Here is a 22,741-nt window from a genome sequence, read left to right as displayed (position 1 = left end):
AAGAGGCACCTTAAGTGATCCTCACCGTTGCGTAAAATGATATATTTGCAACACAACATGCCGAAATACGAAATACAAATGGACAGCCACGCCCTCAAGCTTTTTCTTGCCCTGGCAGACAACCTGCACTTCGGCAAAACCAGCCACGAGCAGCACGTCAGCCCCTCCGCACTCAGTCGCTGCATCAAGCAGCTGGAAGATGAACTGGGCGCACCGCTGTTCCTGCGCGACAATCGCTCGGTCCGGCTGACCCGCGAGGGGCAGCAGTTCCGCGAATACGCCAGCGAGGTCATGAATGGCTGGCAGGCCATTCGCCAGGCGTTCCGGCAGGACCAGCTGGTTCTGCACGGCGAACTCTCCCTGTACTGCTCCGTCACGGCCAGCTACAGCTTCCTCTACGACATCCTCAGCAGCTTTCGGCAAGACTACCCGCGCATTGAAATGAAGCTGCACACCGGCGACCCGGCAAGAGCCGTGGAACGCGTGCAGCAGGGACTGGAAGATCTTGCCATCGGCGCCCGCCCCGACCACTTACCCGCCGGCATCGATTTTCAGTCGATCACTCGCTCCGAGCTGCGCTTCATCGGCCCGCAGTCGCCGCAGCTACTGACCGAAGACCAGCTGATCCACCCCGACGCGGAAAGCTGGAAAGATGTGCCGATGATCCTATCGGAAGAGGGCCTGGCCAGAACCCGCACCGACCGGTGGCTGAAGAGCCACAACATCAAACCGCGCATCTACGCCCAGGTGAGCGGCAACGAAGCTATCGTGAGCATGGTGAGTCTGGGGTTCGGTATAGGCGTGGTGCCGCAGATCGTGCTCGACAACAGCCCGCTGACCGCACGCATTCGCATCTACGACATTCAGCCGCCGTTGACCGCCTACGATATAGGCCTGTTCGCGCTGCAAAAGCGCCTCAAGGACCCACTGATCGCGGCCTTCTGGAATCGCCAGCAATAACCTGGGGCGAAAAAAAGCCCCGCACTGGGCGGGGCTTTCTTCAGCATGGCTGTCAGATACTCAGCACCTTGTCGCCCCGGGCGATGCCGGTGACACCACTGCGTACGGTTTCCAGGATCGACGCGGTGCCGATGGCCTGGATGAAGCTGTCCAGCTTGTCGCTCGTGCCGGCCAGCTGAATGGTGTACACGCTGGTATTCACGTCGACGATCTGCCCACGGAAGATGTCGGTGGTGCGCTTGACCTCGGCGCGCTGGGCACCGGTGGCCTTGACCTTGACCAGCATCAGCTCACGCTCGATGTGAGCGCTTTCCGACAGGTCGACCAGCTTCACCACCTCGATCAGCTTGTTGAGGTTCTTGGTGATCTGCTCGATCACTTCATCATGTCCCACAGTCGTGAGCGTCAGACGCGACAGGGTCGGGTCTTCGGTCGGCGCCACGGTCAGGCTTTCGATGTTGTAGTTGCGCTGCGAGAACAGCCCAACCACACGGGACAATGCGCCTGGCTCGTTTTCCAGCAGCAGGGAAATAATGTGTCGCATGGTTAGGTCCGCTCCGTCTTGCTCAACCACATATCGCGCATCGCCCCGTCCTTGATCTGCATCGGGTAGACGTGCTCGCTGGTGTCGACCTGGATATCGAGGAACACCAGGCGATCCTTCATCGCGAAGGCCTGCTCCATCATCGGCTTGAGGTCTTTCAGCTCGGTAATGCGCATGCCGACATGGCCATAGGCCTCGGCCAGTTTGACGAAGTCCGGCAACGACTCCATGTAGGAGTGCGAGTGACGGCTGCTGTACATCATGTCCTGCCACTGGCGGACCATGCCGAGGGCACCATTGTTCAGGTTGACGATCTTCACCGGCAGGTCGTACTGCAGGCAGGTCGACAGCTCCTGGATGTTCATCTGGATGCTGCCTTCGCCAGTCACGCAGGCCACGTGATCATCCGGGAAGCTCAGCTTGACGCCCATCGCGGCCGGCAGGCCGAAGCCCATGGTGCCGAGGCCGCCGGAGTTGATCCAGCGATTGGGCTTGTTGAAGCGGTAGTACTGCGCCGCGAACATCTGGTGCTGACCGACGTCGGAGGTGACGAAGGCGTCGCCCTGGGTGACCTCGCAGAGGGTCTCGATCACGGTCTGTGGCTTGATGATGCTGCCGTCACCCTTGTCGTAAGGGAACATGCCGCGACTGCCGCGCCACTCGTCGATCTGTTTCCACCAGCTGGACAGCGCTTCCTTGCTCGGAGCCTGGCCGATCTCCTTGAGGATCGCGACCATCTCGACCAGCACGCTGTCGACCGGACCGACGATCGGGATGTCGGCCTTGATGGTCTTGGAGATCGACGCCGGATCGATGTCGATATGGATGATCTTGGCATTCGGGCAGAACTTGCCGGCGCCATTGATCACGCGGTCGTCGAAACGCGCGCCGACCGCCAGGATCACGTCGGCATGGTGCATCGCCAGGTTGGCGGTGTAGCTGCCGTGCATGCCGAGCATGCCGAGGAACTGGCGATCACCGCCGGGATAACCGCCCAACCCCATCAGGGTATTGGTCACCGGCAGATTGAGCATCTGCGCGAGCTCGGTCAGGGGCGCCGCGGCGCCGCCCATGATCACCCCGCCACCGGAGTAGACCACCGGGCGCTTGGCGCTCAGGAGCAGTTCGGCCGCCTTGCGGATCTGCCCGGAATGGCCACGCAGGGCCGGGCTGTAGGAGCGCAGCTTGGCCTTCTTCGGGTAGACGTATTCGAACTTCTCCGCCGGATTGGTCATGTCCTTGGGAATGTCCACGACCACCGGACCTGGACGGCCGGACTGGGCGATATAGAACGCCTTCTTCATCACCTCGGGAATCTCCGAGGCGTGCTTGATCATGAAGCTGTGTTTCACGATCGGCCGGGAGATGCCGATCATGTCGGTTTCCTGGAAGGCGTCGGTACCGACCATGTTGCTCGGCACCTGACCGGACAGCACCACCATCGGAATTGAATCCATGTAGGCGGTGGCGATACCGGTGATGGCATTGGTCGCGCCCGGGCCGGAAGTCACCAACACCACACCGGCCTTGCCGGTGGCGCGGGCGTAGCCGTCAGCCATATGGGTTGCCGCTTGCTCGTGGCGAACCAGGATGTGATTGACTTCCGGTTCCTTGAACAGGGCATCGTAGATATGCAGCAGAGCACCGCCCGGGTACCCATAGATGTTCTTAACGCCTTCGTCACGCAAAAAGCGGACGACCATTTCAGCGCCGGATAAAAGCTCCACGTTGTTCACCTCTTGAACGCCAGAATGCCACCCGACAACGAGTGACTCTTAGTAGGTCTTACTGGTCAGCTGACTTGCACGACTGTGATCGTGAACTCTGGACATCGGCATGACGAGTAACGGAACAGCCCATGGTCTTGCGGGACTGGCCCTCCCAGCGCGAGGTAACGCGTTGCGGGTAACACGGTTCGGCACGGGTAGCGCCTCTTGTTGCTGAGCTGGAGGACACTTGCGGCGGACTCCACTACAGCGAACGTTGGATTGTTCGGATTCGGCGAAGGCAAGTCAAGCGGCGCGTGACGCTTTGCGCAATCTTCTGCTGTGACGTGGCGCAGGATGAAGATTCAGCCGATTTGGTTATAGTAGCCCTCAGCCTTCGCAGCACATCAAAAGGAAACAGCATGCGCCGCACAATCCTCATCAGCAGCTTGCTGCTCGCCCTGAGCGCAACCGCCATGGCCAGCCAGGTGTACAAGTGGGTCGACGCCCAAGGCGTCACCCACTTCGGCGCGCAGCCGCCGCAAGGTGCGCAGGCCACCACCATCAATACCGCCGCACCGCCGCCCAAGCCTGCCGAACCGGTGAAAGCCGCGCCGACCTTCGAGAGCATTGCCGACCCAGAGCAGGCCGCCATCGACGAGAAGGTCAAGCAGCAGGTCGCTGCCAAGGAAGCCGAGCGCAGGAAATACTGCGAAAACATGCGCACCAACCTGGCGCAACTGCAGAACAATCCGCGCGTGCGCGTCGAGGAAGGTGGCGAAGTGCGCCGTCTCAGCGAAAAGGAACGTCAGGAGCGTATCGGCGCGGCGCAGAAGGCGATTGCCGACAACTGCAAGTAAGGCGGCAAAATCGGCGCGGCGTCAGGCCGCGCCGCCGATCAACCGATCGAATTCGCCCAGCAGGCGAATCAGCTCCGTAGCCTGGGCACTGCGGTCGCTGTAGACCTGTTCCGCCATCGGCTGGATACCCGAGACACTGGGCAGCGCCGCCCCGGCCTCCAGCATCTGTTTCATCCGCGGCAGGAATATCCATTGCAGCCACTGCTCGAACGCCATGCTGTCGACACAGAATGGCTGCTGGCTGGCCAACGCCTGGGCACTGGGCGGCTGCTCGCTCCACCAGCCCTGCCCGCGCAGTTCGCGCTCGATCAGTAGCAACTGCTCCGCAATAGCCGGCACTCGCGCATCCATCACAGGCTGACCCGCGCCCGCTCGCGCGCCTGGGCGGCGCCGGCAGGGTCACCCTGACGCTCACGTGCCTGGGCGATCAGATTCCACAGGCTGGCCTGCAAGGCCGGCCGACCACTTGCATAGCTCAGACCGCGACGGGCGAATTGCTCGGCCTGCGCCGCATCGCCCTGGGCCAGGCGAACTTCGGCCAGACGATAGAGCACCTGCGGCTCGCGCGGGGCGATGCGCTGGGCGCGCTCGAGGCTGGAGGCCGCACCGTTCAGGTCTCCACTGCCCTGCTGCTGCTGCGCCGTGGTCAACAGCGCCAGTACCGGACCATCCAACTGCTCATCGGCAGCCAGCCCGCCACTGCTGGGAATCCCACTGGGCATCGAGGGCGCTGGCGCGCTGTAACCGCCCTGCGGCTCGCCGATGACCTGCGGTGAACTGTCGCTGGCACCGCCTATCGGCGCGCTCGGCGCCGGGAAGGTCTGGATGGGCGCAGAGCTGCCGGCGCCCTGGGGCACCATCACCACCACCCCGGAATCCTGCGGAACGGCCTGGGGCTGAGGCTGGATGGCCGGCTGACCATAGCTGCCACCACCCGCCTCCTGCTGGTCATAGACCGATCCGCTGGAGTCGACCACCGGGATCGAACCGCGCGGGACGCTGGCACAGCCACCCAGCACCATCGAGGCTGTCAGAGCAGGAATCCACCACTTAATCACTTCACACCCTCTCACTTAATTCAACCAGCCACGTACCCAGTCCATCACCGAATCGACCGGGGCCTGTATGCCACAGCCTGGTCCCGGCGCCGGCTCACTGCCGCGAATATACGGCATCTGCACGGCATTCGGGCAGCTGGGATCCGAGCCCTGGCCGCTATTGGCGTCGACCCAGGCCTGCACCACGTTGTCCGGCAGCGGCATGTCCAGCGGCAGCGGATCGGCCTTGCGCATGAAATCGGTCCACACCTGCAAGGCGCCAGTGGCCCCGGTCAGCGGCGTCGGGCCGTTGTCGTCCCGACCGAGCCACACCACCGCCAGCAGATCCTGGCTGAAGCCGGCGAACCAGCTGTCGCGCGAATCGTTGCTGGTGCCGGTCTTACCCGCCAAATTCAAGGAGCGGGGCAACTGGCTGTACACCGAACGGCCGGTGCCTTCGCTCATGGTGCGCTGCATGGCGTTCTGCAGCAGGTAGATGGCGCCGGCATCGAAGCGCTGCTGGATCTGGTAGGGGTAGCGCTTGAGCGGCTCGCCCTCGGCGGTCAGCACGCTGCGAATGCCGCGCAACGGGGTGTTGAAGCCACCATTGGCCAGGGTCTGGTACATGTCCGCCACCTCCATCGGCGTCAGCGCACCGGCCCCCAGCAACATCGAGGGATAGGCCGGCCACTTGCGCTCGACACCGAGACGCTCAAGAGTTTTGAGCACATTCGGTACGCCCAGTTCCAGGCCGAGCTTGGCGGTGGACAGGTTGTAGGAGTTGGCCAGGCCCTGATAGAGGTAGATCGTGCCATGAGCCTTGCGATCGTAGTTCTGCGGGCTCCAGACCTGGCCGTCCTGGCCCTTGATGGAGAAGGGCTGATCCTGCAGCAGGCTGGTCAGGGTGAACTGGCTGGGGCGCTCCAGGGCCGTCAGGTAGACCGCCGGCTTGATCAGCGAGCCGATCGGCCGCAGCGCATCCAGCGCCCGGTTGAAGCCGGCGAAGCGCGGCTGACGGCTGCCGATCAGCGCCTGGATCTCGCCGGTTTCCGGATTGGTCACCACCATCCCGGCCTCCACCTGGTCCACGCCCTTGCGCCCGGACAGGCGTTTCAGGGAGTCGGCCAGGGCGGTTTCGGCCTTGAGCTGGAGGATCGGGTCGAAACTGGTGAAGATGCGCAGCCCTTCTTCGGTCAGGTCCGCCTCGCGATAGTCCTGGCGCAGCTGACGCTTGACCAGGTCGAGGAAGGCCGGGAAAGAGCTGTCGGCTAGGCTGCCGCGCGGGGTCACGCCGAGCGGCTTGCGCTTGGCCGCCTCGGCCTGCTCGGCGCTCACCACGCCCTGCTCGACGAGCACGTCGAGCACCAGGTTGCGCCGCTCGAGGGCGCGCTCGGGATTGCGCCGCGGGTTGTAGTAGGTCGGCCCCTTGACCATGCCCACCAGCAGCGCCACCTGCTCGAGCTTAAGCTCCGACAGCGGCTGGCTGAAGAAGTACTGGCTGGCCAGGCCGAAACCGTGCACCGCGCGCTGGCCGTCCTGGCCGAGGAAGACCTCATTGAGGTAGGCCTCGAGAATGTCCTTCTTCTCGTAATGCAGCTCCAGCAGCACCGCCATCATCGCTTCGGTGGCCTTGCGAGTCAGGCTGCGCTCGTTGGTCAGGTAGAAGTTCTTCACCAACTGCTGGGTCAGGGTGCTGCCGCCCTGGCGCAACTGGCCGGCCGTGGCATTGATCCACACCGCGCGGGCGATGCCCTTGGGAGACACGCCGAAGTGGTTGAAGAATTCGCGATCCTCGACCGCCACCAGGGTTTCCACCAGATAGGGCGGCACCTGCTCCAGCTTGATCAGCACGCGGTCTTCCTGATGCGCCGGATACAGGCCACCGATCAGCATCGGCTCCAGACGCGCCACCGCCAGGTTGGCACCATTGCCCTGGTTGAGGCCGGCGACGTAATCGCCGGAGAAGCGCACGCGCACGCGCTGCGCCGGCTCGCTGCTCTCGTAGAACTGGAAGCCACGGGTGTGCAGCTCGATACTGTTGCCGGCCACCGCCACGGCGCCTGGGCCATTGGCGGCGCTCTCGCGGCGATAGCCGAGGGCGTCCAGCTCCTTGAGAAAGTCGTCCTTGGCCAGCTTCTGGCCGACGAACAGCTCGAGGGGCCTGGCATAGACCTTGGCGGGCACGGTCCAGCGCTTGCCGGAGAACTTCTCCTGGACCACGGCGTCGAGGTACACGGCAAAGCCGGCTAGGATGACCAAGCCAACCAGGCCGAGCTTGAAAGCCCAGCCAAGCCAGGGACGCAGGCCGCGCGAGCGACGTTTGGAGCGGGAACGGGGGGATCGGGTACGAGTCATGGCGCGGCATTATACGCACTTTGCCTGGCACGGGCAGGCGCTGCCAGGCGGTTTGCAGAGCGGCTCACAGCGGCCATAATGCCGGCCTCTTCTATTGCCCGAACGCCAAGGATCGCCTGTGAGCCAAGCCCTGATCGCCGCCCTGCAGAACCCGGCCCTCTACCCCCACCCGGTGGACGGGTTCCAGGTCATCGAGACGCATATCTCCTGGGTCCTGTTGACCGGCCCCTACGCCTACAAGATCAAGAAACCGGTGAATTTCGGCTTCCTCGACTTCACCGAACTGGCGGCGCGCGAGCACTTCTGCAACGAGGAGTTGCGCCTCAACCAGCGCCTGACCCAGGGCCTGTACCTGGAAGTCCTGCCGATCAGCGGCAGTGCCGAGGCGCCACAGCTGTCCGGCGACGGCCCGGTCATCGAGTACGCGCTGAAGATGCGCCAGTTCCCCCAGGAGCATCTGCTCGGCGAGGTACAGGGGCGCGGTGAGCTGAGCGAGGGCCATATCGAGGCCCTGGCCCGACAGATTGCCGAGTTCCACCTCAAGGCCCCACAAGTGCCGCAGGCGCATGAGCTCGGCAGCGCCGAGGCGGTCATGGCGCCGGTGCTGCAGAATTTCGAGCAGATCCGTCCACTGCTGTCCGACTCGGCCGACATGCAACAACTCGACGCCCTGCAGGCCTGGGCCGAGAGCAGCTACGCACGCCTCATGCCGCTGCTCGGCCAGCGCAAGGCCGAGGGTTTCATTCGCGAATGCCATGGCGATATCCACCTGGGCAACGTGACCCTGCTCGACGGCCAGGTGGTGCTGTTCGACTGCATCGAGTTCAACGAGCCGTTCCGCCTGATCGACATCATCTCCGATGCCGCCTTCCTCGCCATGGACCTGGAAGACCGCGGGCTCAAGTGCCTGTCGCGGCGCTTCGTCAGCACCTGGCTGGAATACACCGGCGACTACGCCGCGCTGGAGCTGCTGAACTTCTACAAGGCCTATCGCGCCATGGTCCGCGGCAAGGTCGCGCTGTTCCGCCTCGGCCAGGAAGAGGACGCGGTGCAGCGTGCGGTGATCCTGCGCCAGTACCGCCGTTACGCCGCCCTGGCGGAAAGCTACAGCGCCATTCCCACGCCCTTTCTGGCCGTCACCCATGGGGTTTCGGCCGTCGGCAAGAGTTCCGTGGCGATGCGTCTGGTCGAAGCCCTGGGCGCCGTGCGCCTGCGCTCGGACGTCGAACGCAAGCGCCTGTTCGGTGAGCAGTCGAATGCCGACCAGGGCCAGCTGAGCGCCGGCATCTACAGCGAGGATGCCAGCCTCGCCACCTACCAGCGCCTGCATCGCCTGGCCGAACTCGCCCTGCATGCCGGTTTTCCGGTGGTGATCGACGCCACCTACCTCAAGCGGGAGCAGCGCCAGGGCGCCTGGCAGATCGCCGAAGCCAGCGCCGTACCCTTCCTGATCCTCGACTGCCACGCCCCCGAGGACGTCATCGCCAGCTGGCTGGGCCAGCGCCAGGCCGCCGGCGTCGACCCGTCCGACGCCACCCTCGAAGTGATCCAGGCCCAGCAGGCCAGCCGCGAGCCGCTCAGCGAGGAAGAACAGGCCAACAGCCGCCGCGTCGAGACCCACGACAGTGCCAGCCTGGACAACTTGGTGAAGCAGATCCGTCAGCGCCTGCCGGGGCTGTAAGGGCTGTCGCAGCACGATCGGGCAGATCGCGCCGCGGCTTCTATACTGGCGGGGGACGCCACCCAGGAAGGTTTCCCCCATGAGCCAGCCACGCCAACTCGATAGCCCGCTCTACCGCCTGTTGCGTGAGGAGAACATCGCTGGCTTCAATGCCCAGCGTCCCCGGGATGTCGAAGTCGATCTCAGCGGCGGCGACTTCCGCGGCCTCGATCTGCGCGCCCTCGACGCCCAGGGCATCAACTTCCGCGACGCCTATTTCCGTGGCACCGACCTGCGCGGCCTGGACCTGCGCGAGGCCCTCCTCGAGGGCGCCAGCCTGGCTCACGCGCAGATTTCCGGCGCCTACTTCCCCGCCGACCTGTCCGCCGACGAACTCTTGATGTCGGTCAATTTCGGCACGCGCCTGCGCTACCGGACCCGCTGAGCATGAGCGAGGTGGCCGAGCTGTTCGGAACGGGCGCAGCGGCCTACGCCAGCTATCGCCCGCAGTACCCGGACGCCCTGTTCGACTGGCTGGCCGAGCACAGCCCGCAACGCCAACGCGCCCTGGACATCGCCTGCGGCAACGGCCAGGCGAGCCGCCCCCTGCTTCGGCACTTCGCCCAGGTACTGGCCTGCGATGCCAGCCTCGAGCAGCTGCGAGCCGGTCGCGACTGGCAGGGCATCCAGCTGTTCGCCGCCAGCGCCGAAGCGCTGCCCCTGCCATCCGCCAGCCTCGATCTGATCGTGGTCGCCCAGGCCCTGCACTGGTTCGCCGGCCCGGCATTCTTCGCCGAAGTCGGCCGGCTGCTCAGGCCCGACGGCCTGTTCTGCGCCTGGTGCTACGGCCTGATGCAGGTCGACAGTCGCCTGGACGCACTGATCGAGGATTTCTACGGCAACACCCTGGCCGGCTACTGGCTGGACGGTCGCGCCAGTGTCGATGCCGGCTACCGCGACATCCCGCTTCCCTTTCCCCGCCTCGAAGCGCCCGAACTGGCCCTCGAAGCGACCTGGAACCTCGGCCAGCTGACCGGCTATCTGGGTACCTGGTCGGCGGTGCAGCGCTGGCAGCGCAAGCACGGCCGCGACCCGGTCGGCGCGCTGAAGCCGGCACTGCAGCAGGCCTGGGGGGATCCCGACCAGCCACGCCCGATTCGCTGGCCGCTACACTTACTGGCAGGCATTGCACGCTGATCGCCTTCCATTCGTTATTCAGCTTCGCCCATTCGCGACGCAAGGAGGCTTGATGAACGACGAACTGCAACACCTGAAGAACCTCGGCAAGACTTCGGCCCTTTGGCTACATGCCGCCGGCATCCACAGCGCCAACGACCTGCGCCGGCTGGGCGCGGTGAGCGCTTACCAGGCCGTGCGGGCCCGGGGTTTTCGCGCCTCCAAGGTGCTGCTCTACGCCATCGAGGGCGCGTTGCTGAACGTGCACTGGAACGAGCTGCCGCCCGCCCACAAGGCGGAGCTGAACGGCCAGCTCGAAGCCTGCGTGGCACACAACAAGAGCTAGCTCACAACCTCTGCTTACGGGGATTTACCAGAAGCCGGGCGCCACCTATTGTGTCAGGGCCATCCGTGCGCTTCGTCAGTCCAGTCCGTTCAAGGAATTACGCCCATGTATCTACTCGGGGAGCAACCGGCTTACGCCGACCAGCTGATCAGCCGACTGCAGAGCATCCCCGCCCAGCTGCTGGACGGACTGCAACCCTGTGGTCCGGCGCTGCTGCTGGAACAGGTGGACGACCTGGCGCCGGAGCTGCCGAGCAACCAGCTGTTCATCATCGAGGATGGCCTGCTGCATGCCCTGGTCGATGGGCGCCCGCTGTTCTACCTGCAGGAGGGCGACCTGGTCGGCCTGCGCCAGGGCATCGACCTGCCCAGCTGCCGCTACCGCAGCGAGGAGCCCCTCAGCCTGCTGCCCTATTCGCGCAATGAAGTGTTCAAGCACATCTACGCCAGCGAGCAGCGCCAGGAACTGCTCATCCAGTACCTGATCGGTCATACCGCCCTGCTCTCCGATGCCCTGGCGCGCCTCAAGCAGCCGGAGCTGCGCACCTCGACCGGTTTCCAGCACTTCGCCGCCGGCGAAGAACTGATTCACCAGGGCGACGCCGCCGATCACGTGTTCATCATCATCGAGGGCCATGCCGAGGCCTTCGTCGACGGGCACAAGGTTGGTGACGTGCAGAAGGACGAGATCTTCGGCGCCATGGCCGTGTTCACCCGGGAAAAGCGCAGCGCCACCGTGCTGGCAACCGAGCCCTGCACGGTGATGGTGATTCCCAAGGACCAGTTCCTCAGCCTGATGCAGAGCAACCCGCGGATCGCCCATAGCCTGATCGAAAGCATGGCCAGGCGCATCGACCTGATGAACAAGGAAATCACCCAGCTGCGCCTGCCGCCGATCGCGCTCTAGAAACTGGCGCCCCGCGCCAACACACACAGCCGCGCAGAATTTCTCGCGAAAGAGCGTTGACATCGAAATGAGAATTGTTATTATTCACTCAACTGGTCGCGAGATCAGCCGATAAGCTCTAGGGCCCGGCAGTCGGACTCTTCAGATTATCTCCTCATCAGGCTAATCACGGTTATTGACCCGGCGCATGCCGGGTCTTTTTTTTGCCCGGCTGTTTTCGGCGTACGCCGAAGATCAATACTCGAGCTTGGCATAGAAGGTCTTCTGCGAAGCCTCGCGGGCCTGGCGCAGGGTGTGGATGCCGCGCTCGGCGAGCAACGGCAGCAGGCGCAGGAACACCTCGCCGGTGACCATGGCATCGCCCAGGGCGGTATGCCGGCCGATCACCTGCACACCGAGGCGCGCAGCGATCTGCTCGAGGCGGTGCTCATCGGGGTTGTGCCCGGGATGGACCAGGGCCGACAGCAGCAAGGTGTCGAGCACCGGCTGGATGAAGCGCACGCCCGTCTGCTCCTCCTTGAGCTGCAGGAAACGCATGTCGAACGCGGCGTTGTGCGCGACCAGCACCGTGTCCTCGGCAAAGCGCTGAAACAGCGGCAGCACCTGGGCGATGCCAGGCTGGCCGGCCAGCAGCTCCGGGGTCAGGCCATGCACCTGCTGCGATTCCCGCGGGATCGAGCGATGGGGGTCGATCAACTGCTCGAAACATTCCTGCTTGAGCAGCCGACCATTGACCATGCGCACCGCGCCGATGGAGATGATCTCGTCGCCCTCGGACGGCGCCAGGCCAGTGGTCTCGGTGTCGAACACGGTGTAGGCCAGTTCGCTCAGGGGCCGCTCATCCAGCTCCGGCGTCTGCCCCGGCTGGCTGAACAGGTCGAAGTCGTAGTACACCGGGCGGCCGTGGGCTGGCGACGACTGCGCCGGCTGCGGCTGAGGCTCGATGATCGGCAACTGCAGGCACAGGCGGCCGACGCCGGCGGCGTGGTCGGTCTGGCACCAGAGCTCGCCGCCGTGGCGCTCCAGCACCTCGCGCAGGGTCGAGGCGCCGGGGTCGTCGCCGCCCAGGCTGAACGGCCGCTCTTCCCACTCGTGCAGCACTTCCGGCTCCAGACCGGCGCCGTTCCAGCGCAGCCCCAGGCGGGCGAAACCGCCCTCGCCGGCCAGTTCCAGCTCGACCTCACGCACCCCGCAGGCGTTCGCCAGCGCGCCCATCAGCTGGGTCATGGCCTGCACCAGGGAATAGCTGTCCAGGCTCAGCCACAGCGGTCGATCATCGCCGCCGTAGTGCGCGGTGACCCCCAGTACCGTGGCGAAGTTGCGTTGCAGCGCCAGCAGCAGGTCGCTGGCCAGCATGTCCTCCAGCGGCCACTGCGGCCTGAGGATGTCGGCATGCCGGGCCAGGGTCTGCTGCAACTGCTGGGACAGGCGCTGCGCCTCATCCAGAATCACCGCGCCGAAACGCTGGCGTTGCTCGGCGTCCATCTGCGGGTACTGCTGCACCGTCTCGGCGGCGGCGCGGATATTGCCCAGGGCGGCGCGGCTGCCCTCGGTGAGCTGCAGCAGCAGGGCGTCACGACGGCTGTTGAGCTCCACCGAGCGGGTGATGTCCTCGAGGATCAGCACGAAGCCGATCAGCTCGCCCAGGGCATCCTGCAGCGGCACCATCTGCGCGCGCAGCAGATGGGCGCCGCGCGCCGTGACGAAATTGGCCACCGGCCGCGGGCTGTGCTGCGCCAGGCGCTGACGCAGGCGTTCCAGGGCGTGGACGATCAGCCGCTGGTCGAGGATGGCGAAGATCGAGCGCCCCAGGCCGACCGGCGTACCGACCGCCTCCGCGGCGCCCGGCTCCAGGAGCAGGCTGGCGCTGCTGTTGTAGAGCAGGATGCGCCCCTCGCGGTTGCACACCAGCACGCTCTGGGCGAGCTCCGACATCAGCGCGGCCAGGCGATTCTTCTCCTGCTCCAGATGGGCGTTGGCCTCGTCGATGCGCTGCTTCACCTCCTGCTGCAGGGCGCCATGGGCCTCGGCGAAGGCATTCAGCGCGCGGGCCAGGCGACGCATCGGCCGGGCTCCCACTGGCTTGAGACGATGGCCGCTGTTGACCCGGCGGATGATGTCGACTTCCTCGACCAGGCGCGCCGCCGCCTCCGGATAACCCGCCAGGCCGATTCGCAGGAGCACGGCGAAGGGCACCAGCAGCAGGCCGCCAAGCACCACCAGCAAGGCGCCGCGCCCTTCGGGCAACGCCAGCAGCGCGGCCCGCTCCGCCGCGTCCAGGTCGAGCCACAGCGCCGCGCCGGCCAGGCCGAGCAAGGCGCCCAGCAGCAGCCCCAGCCCGGCCAGCCAGGCGACGAACCTGAGGCGCGGGCGCATGACCTAGGCGTCCCCGAGCAGCGCGCGCACCTGGGCCAGCAGTTCCTGGGTGGAAAACGGCTTGCTGATATAGGCGTCGGCGCCCAGTGCCAGGCCCTTGCTGACCTCCACCTCGCGGCCCTTGGCGGTCAGCATGACGATGGGCAGCTGCTGCCAGGCCGGGTTCTCGCGGATCTTCTGGCAGACATCGAAGCCGCTCAGGCGCGGCATCATCACATCGAGCAGCACCAGGTCCGGCGGCTGACGCTGGATCGCCTCCCAGGCCTCCTGGCCGTCGTGCGCCACCTGCACCCGATAGCCCTCCTGCTGCAGGAGAAACTCCAGGGAGATGACGATGTTCGGCTCGTCGTCGGCGATCAACACGGTACGGCTCATGCCTGTTCCTCCGTCTTGCGGCCAGGGGCCGGCGTCTCGGCGTCGCCCCCTAAGGGAAGGGTAAAAGAAAAGCAGGCGCCCTGCCCACGCGCGCTGTCCACCCACAGGCGGCCGCCGAAGTGCTCGATGATCTGCCGGCTGATCGGCAGGCCGAGGCCGGTGCCCTGGGGTTTCTCGGTGAGGTGGTCGCCGGCCTGGCGGAATTTCTCGAAGATCGCCTCCTGATCGCCCGGGTCGATGCCGGCACCGTTGTCGCGCACCTCCACCCGCAGCGCCTCGGGCAGCTCGCGCAGGACGATGTCGATGCGCCCGTCCTCGGCGGCGCAGAACTTGACCGCGTTGGAGATCAGGTTGAGCAACACCTGCAGCAGGCGGTCGCGGTCGGCCTGCACCGGCGCGACCTGCGCCGGCAGGTCGAGGCCGAGGCTGATCCCCTTGTCGCTGAGCAGCTGGCTGGTGGTGGCCACGGCGTCCTCGATCACCTGCCGGAGGTCGACGGCGCTCGCGTGCCACTCGGCCCGGCCCGACTCCAGCTTGGCCAGGTCCAGCACCTGGTTGATCATCCGGGTCAGGCGCTCGCTCTCCTTGACGATGATGGCGATGAAGCGGGCGCGCTGCTGCGCCTCCAGCTCAGGATTGTCGTTGAGTATCTCGGAGAAGGCGCGAATGGAAGTCAGCGGCGTGCGCAACTCGTGTGTCACGGTGGAGATGAAGTCATCCTTCAGGCGGTCGAGCTCCTGCAGCCGGGCATTGGCCGCGCGCAGCTCGCCGGTGGCGGCCTCCAGCTCGCGGGACTGCTGCTCCAGGCGGCGGCTGTAGGCGAGCACCTGGGAGGCTTCATCGAGGATGCCGAGCACCTCGTCCATGCCCAGCGGCTCCTCCTCCACCACCGAGGCCAGCATCACCCGCGCCGAAGCGGCGCCTATGGCGCCGGCCAGCTGCTGCTCGGCGAAATGCACCAGCTCGGCGTCCGCCTCGAGCTCCTCGCTGGAGCGCAGCCCGCGCCGTGCCGCGTGCCCAGCGAAGGCTGCGGCGGCGCGCTGCGGGCCGAGGAAGCGGCCGACCAGGGCGCTGATCTCCGCCACCGAGGCCTTGCCGCGCCACAGGCTGGAGCCGCGTCCGGCGACCTTGAAGGCGTCGACGAACAGCAGCGCCTGGGCGTGTTCACGGGCGCTCTGCCGGCCCAGCAGCGACACCGCGACATAGCCGCCGAGGTTGGCGGTGAGGCTCCAGAACAGCGCGTGGCTGATCTCGTCCAGGCCGCTCAGGCCGAACAGCGCCAGTGGCTTGAGCCAGGCGATGGCCAGCGGCCCCTGCTCGATGAACGACAGCGGCAGCCAGCCGGACTTGGCGAACGCCGGCAGCAGCAGGGTATAGAGCCACAGCGCGAAGCCCAGCAGCAGGCCGCAGAGGGCGCCGGCGCGGGTACCCTGCTTCCAGTACATGCCGCCGAGCATCGCCGGGGCGAACTGGGCCACCGCGGCGAAGGACACCAGGCCGATCGACACCAGCGCGTAGGCCTCGCCGGCGGCGCGGTAGTAGACGTAGCCGAGCAACAGCAGCAGCACGATGGCGCCGCGGCGGATGCCCAGCAGCAAGCCGGACAGGTCGTTGCGCCGCGCCAGGCCCAGAGCCCGCCAGCGCAGCAGGAGCGGCATCACCAGGTCGTTACAGATCATGGTCGACAGGGCGATGCTCTCGACTATGACCATGCCGGTGGCCGCCGACAGGCCGCCGATAAACACCAGCAGGGCCAAGGCCTCATGGCCCAGGGCCATGGGCAGGGTGAGGACGAAGGTGTCGGCGTCGACCTGGCCCGGGGCGAAGTGCATCAGGCCGGCGAAGGTGATCGGCAGGACGAAGACATTGATCGCCAGCAGGTACAGGGGGAACAGCCAGATCGCCTTGGCCAGGTGCTGCTCGTTGACGTTCTCCACCACGCCGATCTGGAACTGCCGCGGCAGGAACAGGATCGACAGCATCGACAGCAGGATCAGCGAGGCCCAGGAGCCGTAGCTGCCGGCCGCACCGCCGAGGGTCAGCAGGCCGCTCACCTGCGGCAGGCGCCGCGCCTGCTCGAACAGGTCGGCGAAGCCGTGGTAGAGGCCGAAGGTGACGAAGATGCCCACGGCGAGAAAGGCCAGCAGCTTGACCAGCGACTCGAAGGCGATCGCCGCCACCATGCCCTCGTGACGCTCGGTGGCATCGAGGTGACGGGTACCGAAGACGATGGTGAAGGCCGCCAGCAGCAGCGCCGCATAGAGCGCGGTGTCCTGCAGCAGGCCGGCGCTGGCCTGCTGCGCTGGCATGACGATCTGCGGGTACTGCAGGAGGATAAGAAAGCTGGTCGACACCGCCTTCAGCTGCAGGGCGATATAGGGAATCACCCCGACCACCGCGATCAGCGTCACCAGGCCACCGAGCAGGGCGCTCTTGCCGTAGCGCGCGGCGATGAAGTCGGCGATCGAGGTGATGCGGTTGGCCTTGCTGATGCGGATCATCTTGCGCAGCACCAGCCAGAACAGCGCCGCCATCAGGGTCGGCCCGAGGTAGATGGGCAGGAAGCCGACGCCGCTGGCCGCGGCGCGACCGACGCTGCCATAGAAGGTCCAGGAAGTGGCGTAGACCGCCATCGACAGGGCGTAGATATAGGGGTTGGCGATGATCGAGCGGCCGGCGTCGGCACGCTTGTCGCCCCAGTAGGCGATGGCGAAGAGAATCCCCAGGTAGGCGCAGGAGGCCAGCAGGATCACGCCGCCATGCAGCATCGGCCGTGCCCCCTCTCAGCCCGAGCGTTCGATGACCAGGATCATCAGCCCGATCAGCGCGGCCCAGGCCAGAAACAGGTAGGCATAGAGCAACGGAATGCCCAGCAGCGTGCCGTCGACGTTGAACAGCGCGAGCAGCGGGTAACTGAACAGCAGCCAGCCAAGCGCAAAGAGCGCCACCAGCCGCTGGGTCCGCCGGGTCTGATCGGCCATGGTCCACACCTCCTGAGACTAGTGTGGACGAATCTCAGCGATCCGCCGCCTGACGAATGCGCGCGCAGTGGTCCTGCTCCACTTGCGCCGGGGTGTACCAGACGTAGTCGGCCTGCCCTGCCTCGACCCGAGTGCCGACCTCGGCCAGCAGCAGCACGCCGGTGTCCGGCGTAGCGCCCAGGTCGGCCAGGTGCAGGGGCACGCCCAGGTCGCGGCGCACGTGATAGGCGCCGGCCAGCAGCAGGCTCGGCTGCGGCGATGCCAACAGCGCCTCGGCCATGCGCCGGTCGCGCTGCTGCTGCACGGCGAGCATGGCCGGCAGCTGGCTCTGCGGCAGCTGGTCGCAATGGGCAGCGCGGATCTGCGCCAGCAGCGCCGTGCGCACCTTCGGCGCGGTAGAGGCCTTGCCGGCCAGCGGCGGCGGCTGGCGATAGACCTGCATGACCTCGTCACGCCCCAGGTTGGCCGGCAACGTCGGATAAGGCTGGGTCAGGGCATGGCGCATGATCGGTCCGTACAGCGCCCAGTCCCAGCCCGGCTGCCAGGCCAGGGCGGCGGGCAGGTCGGTCACCGCCTGGCCGCCGGCCAGGCGCCGGCGCGTCGCCTCGACCCGCTCCAGCTGGTCCGGGCCGAGCATCTCCAGCAGCAGGCTGCCCTGGACGCGCCGCGCCGCCAGGGCCTCGAGCAGCCACAGCTGCAGGGCGTGATGATCCGGGTTGTCGTGCCGCTCGCCGATCAGCACCCGTGGCGCCGCGGCCAGGCGCTCGACCAGCTGCGTCGGGCTCAGGCGCCGGCCGCTGGCCAGCTCGACGATCTGCCCCAGTTGCGCGTGCTGGCGCCCCTCGGGGCTCTGCCAGGCCGGCAGCGGCGGCAAGGCGGCCTGGCAGCCGGCAAGCAACAGCACCAAGGCGATAAGTAGCAGGCGCATGCGCGACTCCTCAGCGGGCGACTATCAGGGGGTGGCCGCGCTCGGGGTGGCGCTGCACCAGCACCTCCAGGCCGAACACCGCGCGCAGCGGCTCGGCACGCAGCACCTGGTCGGGCGTGCCCAGCACATGGGGGCGGCCGTCCGCGAGCAGCAGCAGTCGATCGCAGTAGCGCGCCGCCAGGTTGAGATCATGCAGGACCACCAGCACCGCGGCGCCCTGCTCGGCGAAGCGCCGGGTGGCCTGCAGGGTGATGTGCTGGTGCAGCGGGTCGAGCATCGATGTCGGCTCGTCCAGCAGCAGGCTCTGCCCCGCCCCGCCCGGCCACAGCTGGGCCAGCACCCGCGCCAGGTGCACGCGCTGGCGTTCGCCGCCGGACAGTTGCAGGTAGCTACGCCCGCCCAGGTGGGCGGCATCGGCGGCGTGCAGAGCCTCGGCGACTATTTCGGCATCGCGCCGCCGGCCACTGGCATGGGGCAGCCGGCCCATGGCCACCACCTCCTCGACGCGAAAGGCGAAGTTCAGCGTCGAGCTCTGCGGCAGCACCGCCAGGCGCCGCGCCCGCTCCGGCCCGGGCCAGTCGGCGAGCGGGCGCCCGTCCAGCAGCACCCGACCGTGGGCCGCCGGTAGCTCGCCGGCCAGGGCGCCGAGCAGGGTGCTCTTGCCCGCCCCGTTGGGCCCGAGCACGCCGAGCAGCTCGCCCGGGCGCAGCTGCAGGTCGATGTCCGCCAACACGGTGTTGTGGCCACGGCGAACGGCCAGCTCTTGCGCCTGCAGCATCAGGCTCGCCCCCGTACCAGCAAATAGAGGAAGAAGGGCGCACCGAGCAGCGCCGTGACGATGCCGATGGGCAGTTCGGCGGGTGCCAGCAGCAGCCGTGCGGCCAGGTCGGCGAGCAGCAACAAGGCGGCGCCAGCGAGCATCGCGGCCGGCAGCAACAGGCGGTGATCCGGGCCGGTGAGCAGGCGCACCAGATGCGGCACCACCAGGCCGACGAAGCCGATCATGCCCGCCGCCGCCACGGCCGCGCCCACCCCCAGGGCAGTGCACAGCACCAGCTCGCGCTTCAGCCGTTCGACATCGAAGCCCAGGTGGCGCGCCTCCGACTCGCCGAGCAGCAGGGCGTTCAGCGCCCGCGCCCGGCGCGGCAGCCACAGCGCTACGCCGAGGGTGATCAGCAGCAGCGGCCACAGCCGCGAATAACTGGCGCCGTTGAGGCTGCCGAGGTTCCAGAAGGTCAGGCTGCGCAGGGTGGCGTCGTCGGCCAGGTAGGTGAACAGGCCGATCGCCGCACCGGCCAGGGCGGTCAGGGCGATGCCGGCGAGCAGCATGGTCGCCACGTCGGTCTGGCCGTCGCGGCGGCCCAGGCGATAGACCAGGCTGGTCACCATCAGTCCGCCGCCGAAGGCGCAGGCCGACAGCAGATAGGGCTCGAGTCCGGCGGGCAGGCCACCGAACGCCGCCCCGCCGACAATGGCGACAGCCGCCCCCAGCGCGGCGCCGCCGGACACGCCGATCAGCCCCGGATCGGCCAGTGGGTTGCGGAACAGCCCCTGCATGGCCACCCCGGTCAGCGCCAGCACCGCGCCCACCGCCAGCCCCAGCAGGGTGCGCGGCAGGCGGATCTGGCCGAGGATCAGTTCGGCCTGCTGCAGCTCGGCACCGCCCAGCGGCAGGCCGACCAGGCGCAGGGCCGCCTGCAGCGTGTCCTGCAGCGGCAGACTGACCGGCCCCAGGGCCAGGGACAGCCAGAGGGCGAGCAACAGCAGCAGGCCCAGCGCGAGAAACAGCGCGCGCGGTGGAATGACAGGATGCATGGCGTGGACGGACCTGGCGGCCGGAAGTTGGCTGGCAGGATAAAAGGCTGGGGAGCTGGCCGCCAGCCCGATCACGGCGGCTCCGTCGCCCGGCGCTTGGCAAGCGGGCACGGCGCGGCATAATGGCCGCCTGCCGTGGAGAATCCGATGACGCGTTTATGCGCCCCGCACGAGCTGGCCGAGGGCCAGAGCCGGGGCTTTGAAGTTGCGGGGCGCAAGCTGCTGGCCGTGCGCAAGGCTGGCCAGGTGTTCGTCTACGCCAACCGCTGCCCGCACCGCGGCATTCCCCTGGAATGGCTGCCCGACCAGTTCCTCGACGCCAGCGCCAGCCTGATCCAGTGCGCCACCCATGGCGCGCTGTTTCTCATCGAGTCGGGCGAGTGCGTCGCCGGCCCCTGCGCCGGACAGGCGCTCGAGGCGCTCACCTGCGTGGAAGACGCCGAGGGAATCTGGCTCCAGTCCTAGCCCCACGCCGCGTAGGGTGCGCCGCGCGCACCGACGCTCGAGGCCATGGCGTCCATCTATCGGTGCGCATGGCGCACCCTACTAATCAGGGCCCAGCGTAGTCCATCGGTTGGGATGTCCATGCCACGTAGGGTGCGCCGTGCGCACCGGCGCTCGTCGCCATGGTGCCTATCCAGCGGTGGGCAGGGCGCACCCTAGCCTTGCACCTCGAGCCTGCGCACCAGGCGAATTTCCTCGGGGCCGATGTCGGCGCCATAGGCCAGCACCTCGACGCCAGCGGCGATGGCCTCACGCAGGGCCGCGGCATAGGCCGGGTCGATCTCCTCGGCCGGGCGCACCGCCTCGATCCCGCTCAGGTTGACGCAATACAGCTGCACCGCGCGCACGCCATCGCGGGCCAGCGCGGCCAGCTCGCGCAGGTGCTTGGCGCCGCGTTCGGTGCGCGCATCGGGGAAGGCCGCCACGGCCGAATCGGCGAAGCCCAGGGTCACGCTCTTGACCTCGACGAACGCCGGCCCGCCCGGGTAGTCCAGGCGAAAATCGATGCGGCTGCGCTCCTGGCCATAGGGCACCTCGCGCTTGAGTTCGGTGAAGCCGGCCAGCTCGGCGATCAGTCCGGCCCGCAGCGCCTCCTCCACCAGGGCGTTGGCCCGCGCCGTATTGATCACCGCCAGGCGTCCATGGGGCGTCTCGCCGATTTCCCAGGTGCCCGGCAGCTTGCGCTTGGGGTCGCTCGAGCGACTGAACCAGACCCGCGCGCCCTCGCTCATGCAGTTGAGCATCGAGCCGGTATTGGGGCAGTGGATGCACAGCTGCTCGCCGCTCGCCGTCTCGATATCGGCGAGAAAGCGCTTGTAGCGGCGCAGCAGGCGGCCCTGCTGCAGCGGCGGTTCAAAGCGCATCGGGGCGCCAGCTCTTCAGGCCGCGGGCGATGCGCTCGACCGCCTGCTGCAGCCGCGGCAGGTTCTGGGTATAGGCGAAGCGCACATGCTGGCCGGCCAGATGACGGCCGAAGTCCAGCCCCGGGGTAAAGGCCACATGCTCGGTCTCCAGGAAGTGCTGGCAGAAGGCGAAGGCGTCGCCGCCGAAGGCGCTGATGTCGGCATATAGATAGAAGGCGCCTTCCGGCTCCACGGCGATCCTGAAGCCCAGCTCGCGCAGCGCCGGCAGGAGGAAGTCGCGGCGCCGCTGGAACTCGTGGCGACGCTGCTCGCAGATCTCCAGGGTCTGCGGCTCGAAACAGGCCAGGGCGGCGTGCTGGGCCATGCTCGGCGCGCTGATATAGAGGTTCTGCGCCAGTTTTTCCAGCTCCGGCACCGCCGCCGGCGGCGCCACCAGCCAGCCCAGGCGCCAGCCGGTCATGCCGAAATACTTGGAGAAGCTGTTGAGCACGAAGGCCTCGTCGTCCACTTCCAGCACGCTGGCCGCGTCCACACCGTAGGTCAGGCCGTGGTAAATCTCGTCGACCACCAGATGGCCGCCATGCGCCTTCAGCGCCTGGGACAGCGCGGCCAGCTCCTCGCGCGGCAGCAGGGTGCCGGTTGGATTGGCCGGCGAGGCGACCAGGGCGCCGACGCTGTCGCGATCCCAGTGACGGTCGACCAGCTCGGGCGTCAGCTGGTAGCGCACCTCGGGGCCTACCGGCACCAGTTGCGCGGCGCCTTCGATCAGACGCAGGAAGTGGCGGTTGCAGGGGTAGCCCGGGTCGGCCAGCAGCCAGTGCTTGCCCGGGTCGACCAGCAGGCTGCTGGCCAGCAGCAGGGCGCCGGAACCGCCCGGGGTAATCAAAATCCGCTCAGGGTCTATGCTCAACCGGTAGCGTTGTGCGTAGAAACCGGCAATCGCCTCGCGCAGCGCCGGGATACCCCGCGCCGCGGTGTAGCGGGTATGCCCGGCAGCCAGCGCGGCCTGGCCGGCGGCGACGACGGGCGCGGCGGTGGTGAAATCCGGCTCGCCGATCTCCAGATGGATCACGTCGTGGCCATCGGCCTGCAACTGATTGGCGCGGGCGAGCAAGGCCATGACGTGGAAGGGTTCGATGGCACGGCTGCGCGCACTGTATGACTGGGCCATGGACCTGCCTTGAAAGAGGTTGAAAGGCGGATTCTAACCAAGCGCCCGGCGAAACGGCAGCAACCTCGACAACCGGGAGTGGCGCGGCTTCAATCGTTCTGGTAAGTTCGCCCGCTTGCAGCCGCAGGGCCGATGCGAAATCGGCAAAGGGACACCACTCCTGCGCAGTGGATTAGAG

22 protein-coding genes are annotated in these 22,741 nt (G+C 67.1%); 8 read left to right on the top strand and 14 right to left on the bottom strand.

The features are described from left to right. Positions 1 to 78 precede the first annotated feature (78 nt). Positions 79 to 960 (top strand): HTH-type transcriptional activator IlvY, encoded by an 882-nt coding sequence (ilvY, locus tag LPB260_RS24090; RefSeq protein WP_208708377.1) that lies wholly within the window; start codon positions 79 to 81, stop codon positions 958 to 960. A gap of 52 nt (positions 961 to 1,012) precedes the next feature. Here ilvY and ilvN read toward each other — a convergent pair whose 3' ends face one another. Further along, complete coding sequence (gene ilvN, locus LPB260_RS24085; RefSeq protein WP_090448329.1) at positions 1,013 to 1,504, bottom strand: acetolactate synthase small subunit; 492 nt, start codon at positions 1,502 to 1,504, stop codon at positions 1,013 to 1,015. Between the two features lie 2 nt (positions 1,505 to 1,506). Continuing rightward, the gene (locus tag LPB260_RS24080; protein ID WP_208708376.1) at positions 1,507 to 3,231 is read right to left on the bottom strand and encodes an acetolactate synthase 3 large subunit; all 1,725 of its coding nucleotides are present in this window, start codon (positions 3,229 to 3,231) and stop codon (positions 1,507 to 1,509) included. 401 nt (positions 3,232 to 3,632) lie between these two features. On the opposite strand from LPB260_RS24080, the gene LPB260_RS24075 reads away from it, so the two are divergent. Continuing rightward, positions 3,633 to 4,070: a DUF4124 domain-containing protein gene (locus LPB260_RS24075; protein WP_208708375.1), complete on the top strand. Its 438-nt coding sequence runs from the start codon at positions 3,633 to 3,635 to the stop codon at positions 4,068 to 4,070. Between the two features lie 21 nt (positions 4,071 to 4,091). Here LPB260_RS24075 and LPB260_RS24070 read toward each other — a convergent pair whose 3' ends face one another. The 3 genes from LPB260_RS24070 to mrcB are packed head-to-tail and all read right to left on the bottom strand — an operon-like array spanning position 4,092 to position 7,462. Beyond that, positions 4,092 to 4,421, bottom strand: a complete 330-nt coding sequence (locus LPB260_RS24070; protein ID WP_208708374.1) for a YqcC family protein — start codon at positions 4,419 to 4,421, stop codon at positions 4,092 to 4,094. Next, a complete protein-coding gene (locus LPB260_RS24065) occupies positions 4,421 to 5,128 on the bottom strand; it encodes a tetratricopeptide repeat protein (protein ID WP_208708373.1) in 708 nt (235 codons plus the stop codon). Before LPB260_RS24065 ends, LPB260_RS24070 begins: the two co-directional genes overlap by 1 nt. Positions 5,129 to 5,143: 15 nt before the next feature. Continuing rightward, positions 5,144 to 7,462, bottom strand: a complete 2,319-nt coding sequence (gene mrcB, locus LPB260_RS24060) for a penicillin-binding protein 1B (RefSeq protein ID WP_208708372.1) — start codon at positions 7,460 to 7,462, stop codon at positions 5,144 to 5,146. Positions 7,463 to 7,580: 118 nt separating this feature from the next. Here mrcB and LPB260_RS24055 point away from each other — a divergent pair, with 118 nt between their 5' ends. The 5 genes from LPB260_RS24055 (at position 7,581) to LPB260_RS24035 (ending at position 11,550) form a co-directional block, all read left to right on the top strand. Further along, positions 7,581 to 9,143, top strand: a complete 1,563-nt coding sequence (locus tag LPB260_RS24055) for a bifunctional aminoglycoside phosphotransferase/ATP-binding protein (protein ID WP_208708371.1) — start codon at positions 7,581 to 7,583, stop codon at positions 9,141 to 9,143. A 79-nt stretch (positions 9,144 to 9,222) separates the two neighbouring features. Next, complete coding sequence (locus LPB260_RS24050; protein ID WP_208708370.1) at positions 9,223 to 9,567, top strand: pentapeptide repeat-containing protein; 345 nt, start codon at positions 9,223 to 9,225, stop codon at positions 9,565 to 9,567. Between the two features lie 2 nt (positions 9,568 to 9,569). Continuing rightward, positions 9,570 to 10,319 carry a class I SAM-dependent methyltransferase gene (locus LPB260_RS24045; protein WP_208708369.1) on the top strand — a complete coding sequence of 250 codons (750 nt, stop codon included), beginning with the start codon at positions 9,570 to 9,572 and terminating at the stop codon, positions 10,317 to 10,319. Between the two features lie 52 nt (positions 10,320 to 10,371). Continuing rightward, positions 10,372 to 10,644 carry a TfoX/Sxy family protein gene (locus tag LPB260_RS24040; protein WP_208708368.1) on the top strand — a complete coding sequence of 91 codons (273 nt, stop codon included), beginning with the start codon at positions 10,372 to 10,374 and terminating at the stop codon, positions 10,642 to 10,644. Positions 10,645 to 10,749: 105 nt separating this feature from the next. Beyond that, positions 10,750 to 11,550 (top strand): Crp/Fnr family transcriptional regulator, encoded by an 801-nt coding sequence (locus LPB260_RS24035; protein ID WP_208708367.1) that lies wholly within the window; start codon positions 10,750 to 10,752, stop codon positions 11,548 to 11,550. Positions 11,551 to 11,784: 234 nt separating this feature from the next. Here LPB260_RS24035 and LPB260_RS24030 read toward each other — a convergent pair whose 3' ends face one another. From LPB260_RS24030 to LPB260_RS24000, 7 genes are read right to left on the bottom strand one after another with little or no spacing between them, the layout of a single operon-like run. After that, positions 11,785 to 13,926 carry an exonuclease domain-containing protein gene (locus LPB260_RS24030; RefSeq protein ID WP_208708366.1) on the bottom strand — a complete coding sequence of 714 codons (2,142 nt, stop codon included), beginning with the start codon at positions 13,924 to 13,926 and terminating at the stop codon, positions 11,785 to 11,787. 3 nt (positions 13,927 to 13,929) lie between these two features. After that, on the bottom strand, positions 13,930 to 14,301 hold the full coding sequence (locus tag LPB260_RS24025; RefSeq protein ID WP_208708365.1) for a response regulator transcription factor: 372 nt from the start codon (positions 14,299 to 14,301) through the stop codon (positions 13,930 to 13,932). Further along, complete coding sequence (locus LPB260_RS24020) at positions 14,298 to 17,069, bottom strand: sensor histidine kinase (protein WP_208708364.1); 2,772 nt, start codon at positions 17,067 to 17,069, stop codon at positions 14,298 to 14,300. Before LPB260_RS24020 ends, LPB260_RS24025 begins: the two co-directional genes overlap by 4 nt. Positions 17,070 to 17,084: 15 nt before the next feature. Further along, entirely contained in the window at positions 17,085 to 17,282 is a 198-nt protein-coding gene (locus tag LPB260_RS24015; RefSeq protein ID WP_208708363.1) for a hypothetical protein, read from the bottom strand. 34 nt (positions 17,283 to 17,316) lie between these two features. Further along, positions 17,317 to 18,210, bottom strand: coding sequence for a ChaN family lipoprotein (locus LPB260_RS24010; protein WP_208708362.1), 894 nt, complete (start codon positions 18,208 to 18,210; stop codon positions 17,317 to 17,319). A 10-nt stretch (positions 18,211 to 18,220) separates the two neighbouring features. Continuing rightward, complete coding sequence (locus tag LPB260_RS24005; RefSeq protein ID WP_208708361.1) at positions 18,221 to 18,988, bottom strand: heme ABC transporter ATP-binding protein; 768 nt, start codon at positions 18,986 to 18,988, stop codon at positions 18,221 to 18,223. Continuing rightward, positions 18,988 to 19,971 (bottom strand): iron ABC transporter permease, encoded by a 984-nt coding sequence (locus LPB260_RS24000; protein WP_208710143.1) that lies wholly within the window; start codon positions 19,969 to 19,971, stop codon positions 18,988 to 18,990. Before LPB260_RS24000 ends, LPB260_RS24005 begins: the two co-directional genes overlap by 1 nt. Before the next feature lie 201 nt (positions 19,972 to 20,172). On the opposite strand from LPB260_RS24000, the gene LPB260_RS23995 reads away from it, so the two are divergent. Beyond that, entirely contained in the window at positions 20,173 to 20,490 is a 318-nt protein-coding gene (locus LPB260_RS23995; RefSeq protein WP_208708360.1) for a Rieske 2Fe-2S domain-containing protein, read from the top strand. A 194-nt stretch (positions 20,491 to 20,684) separates the two neighbouring features. On the opposite strand, the gene sfsA is transcribed toward LPB260_RS23995, so the two are convergent. Together sfsA and LPB260_RS23985 are read right to left on the bottom strand one after the other, a co-directional pair. Continuing rightward, complete coding sequence (gene sfsA / locus LPB260_RS23990) at positions 20,685 to 21,392, bottom strand: DNA/RNA nuclease SfsA (protein ID WP_208708359.1); 708 nt, start codon at positions 21,390 to 21,392, stop codon at positions 20,685 to 20,687. After that, entirely contained in the window at positions 21,382 to 22,563 is a 1,182-nt protein-coding gene (locus LPB260_RS23985) for a pyridoxal phosphate-dependent aminotransferase (protein WP_208708358.1), read from the bottom strand. Before LPB260_RS23985 ends, sfsA begins: the two co-directional genes overlap by 11 nt. Positions 22,564 to 22,741: the final 178 nt, after the last annotated feature.

Source organism: Pseudomonas sp. LPB0260, assembly GCF_013388395.1.
Note: the sequence above shows the minus strand (reverse complement) of the source record. Positions and strands in the feature narration are given on the sequence as shown.